This is a genomic window from Streptomyces phytophilus, assembly GCF_013870535.1.
GTDB lineage: Bacteria > Actinomycetota > Actinomycetes > Streptomycetales > Streptomycetaceae > Streptomyces > Streptomyces phytophilus.
In genome coordinates this window covers 1-2,632 of the sequence record NZ_JACBXC010000869.1, presented here as the reverse complement: position 1 = coordinate 2,632, position 2,632 = coordinate 1, and the positions used below count along the sequence as shown (strand labels likewise).

General features: G+C 69.1%; 3 protein-coding genes. 2 read left to right on the top strand and 1 reads right to left on the bottom strand.

Features of this window, described 5'->3' with window-relative positions:
* Positions 1-432: GUN4 domain-containing protein (locus tag H5J30_RS26465; RefSeq protein WP_181789851.1), on the top strand; the 432-nt coding region annotated here is incomplete at its 5' end.
* The gene (locus tag H5J30_RS26460; RefSeq protein ID WP_181789850.1) at positions 429-2,360 is read left to right on the top strand and encodes an SPFH domain-containing protein; all 1,932 of its coding nucleotides are present in this window, start codon (positions 429-431) and stop codon (positions 2,358-2,360) included. The genes H5J30_RS26465 and H5J30_RS26460, both read left to right, overlap by 4 nt.
* On the opposite strand, the gene H5J30_RS26455 is transcribed toward H5J30_RS26460, so the two are convergent.
* Positions 2,346-2,632: toll/interleukin-1 receptor domain-containing protein (locus H5J30_RS26455; protein ID WP_181789849.1), on the bottom strand; the 287-nt coding region annotated here is incomplete at its 5' end. The two genes, H5J30_RS26460 and H5J30_RS26455, sit on opposite strands and share 15 nt — an antisense overlap.

Sequence of the window (2,632 nt, the reverse complement as noted above, 5' to 3'; positions counted from 1 at the left end):
GAGCACGAGTGGGAGCACGCCGACGTGCTCACCACCGCCCTGATCCTGCGGGCCGTCGACCGGCTGGAGAGCGGCTGGCTGCGGCGCGGCGACGGGCGGCGGCTGCCCGCCGGGTTGCTGCGCGAAGTGGACGCCGTATGGACGGAGTTCTCGGGCGGCAGGTACGGATTCCGGCCACAGCGGGAAAGGGCGCGTCCGGCGAGTGCGCGGCACCGGGACTTCCTGGCACTCTCGTTGGCGTACGGCTGGCGTGGTTCCGTCGAGGACGCCGTCTCGGAGTACCGCGCGTTCACCGGCCCCGACCGGCCGCCGGGGTTCTTTCCCACGCTCCGCAACCCGCAGAACGAGCGTTATCCCGACTGGTACGACCAGTGGACAGAAACCGTGCTTGCCGTACACCTGCGTATGCGAGCGGAGGGCGGAGTCGAATGATCACCGTGTTGGTCGTGGTGCTTGTCGTCGTGGCCGTCGTATTCGTCGTTCTGGTCGCCCTGGGCCGGCCTGAACGGCATTCCGCCGCCGGCCCCAAGAACCGGTCGGGCTCCCCCGCACCGCCTCGCCCTCCGCGCACCGGCGGCCCGCGGATCAACTTCGGCGTGCACGTGGTTCCCGCGGGCAAGGTCGGCATCGTCACGCGCCGCTTCGGCCGCGGTGATCCCGAGAGGCGTTTCAAATACGTCACGCCGCACCGGGACGGCCGCGGCATTCAGGCCCGCGTGCTGCTCCCGGGCCGGGCCTACTGGCTCCCTCCCGTGCTGTACCGGGTCAGGATGGCGCCGCGGACGTACGTGCCGGCGGACCGGGTCGGCCTCGTGACGGCACGCGAGGGCGCCAGGCGGCCCGCGCAGCGCACGCTGGGCCGGCAGGTGGAATGCGACTGCTTCCAGGACGGCGAGGCATTTCTCCGCGAGGGCGGCGAGCAGGGCAGGCAGATCGCGATTCTGCCGGGCGACTCCTCGTACGACCTCAACAGGGAGCTTTTCGACGTCGAGTTGGCGCCCCGTACGTATGTGGAGCCGGGGACCGTGGCCCTCGTCATCGCGAAGGACGGCAATGTCCGGCCCCCGGACCGGCCTTTCGGCCGGTATGTGGAGTGCGACAACTTCCAGGACGGCGAGGCTTTCCTCCGCGAGGGCGGCGAGCAGGGCAGGCAACTGGCCATCCTCACCGGCGGGTCGTACTACAACATCAATCCGGATCTCTTCGAGGTCATCACCACGGCCACCGTGGGAAGCACCCGGCAGGACGGGCTCACCGGGGACCATCTGAAGGAAATCGCCATCCAGATCGGCGAGACCGGGGTCGTGGTCACCCTGGACGGCGCCGAGGCCAGGAAGGACGAACGGCCCATCGGGCCGATCATTCCGGGCCACAGCAACTTCCGGCTGCCCTGGGAGTTCCTCGCCAGAGGCGGACAGCGGGGTGTGCAGGAGGAGACGCTGGGCGAGGGTTCCGTATACGCCCTGAACCCCTGGTTCGTACGCGTCGTGCTCATTCCCACGCGCACGCTCGTCATCGAGTGGACGAAGAAGGAGCGCTCGCCGAGCAATTACGACGCGGCGCTCCGGCCCATTCTGGTGAACGTCCAGGGGCACCGGCTGCAGGTGGACATCTCGCAGACCCTGGAGATCCCGGAGCCGGCCGCGCCCACGCTGGTCAGCAGGTTCGGCGGCGCCCACACCTCCCGCCTGGGCGGGCTGGTGGACGACCCCCTTCCGGTGCAGCGGTTCGTGGAACGGGTGCTGGGAGGAATGGTCGAGACGTATTTCAACGCCATCGCCTCGGCCTCCACGGTGGAGGAGTTCCTCAGCATGTACGCGAGTACGCGGACGGATCTCTCCTCCCAGGTACGCAACGCGCTCGCCGCCTGGGGAATCGAGGCGCGGGGGACGACGCTGGGCGAGTTCGAGTCCTCCGATCCCGAACTCGACCGGGCGCGGCGGCGGCTTGCGGACAAGCAGATGGAGACCCGCGAACTGGAGGCCGAGGAGGAGAACTCGGTCATCCGGGAGCGTATCCGCGACCGCGAACGGCGAGGCGAGCGGGAGGACCGGATGCTGGAGACGGTGGTGCTGGAGCGGAAGATCGAGGTACTCGGCCGCGACACCATCGCCATGGAGATGTTCCTGCGCCAGCTGAAGGACATGGGCGTACCGGAGGTCGTCAGCGGCAATGCGAACGAACTGCTGCGGCACCTTCCGCTGCAGCGTGCCCTCGCACTGGTCGAGAGTGCTCAGCGGCACGCCAGGAAAGCGTCGCTGGCAAAGGGCACCGAGGCCCTGGGAGTCCTGGACGCGGTGGGCGCGGTGGAAACCGTCGATATCGAGGAGGAGGGGGAGGACGGATCAGCCGTTCTGTAACGCCCGGACTATCTGCTCCAGTCTGCGCGTGTAGGTGTCGTCGTCGACGTCGCGGAAATCCGCGCTGAACCGCGTACGCGCGAATTCGGGCAGGACGGCGTCGCCGACCAGGACGGGGATGAACAGCCTGCCCGACTCGATCGAGCGCTCCATCAGGGCCGCGTACTCCTGGAGTGCCCACCCGTCGTCCGCGGACCGCGGGCCGAAGACCAGCAGTCCGTGGGCGGAGTCGCGGATGGCCTGCTCGACGGCGTGCACCCGCACGCCGCCGG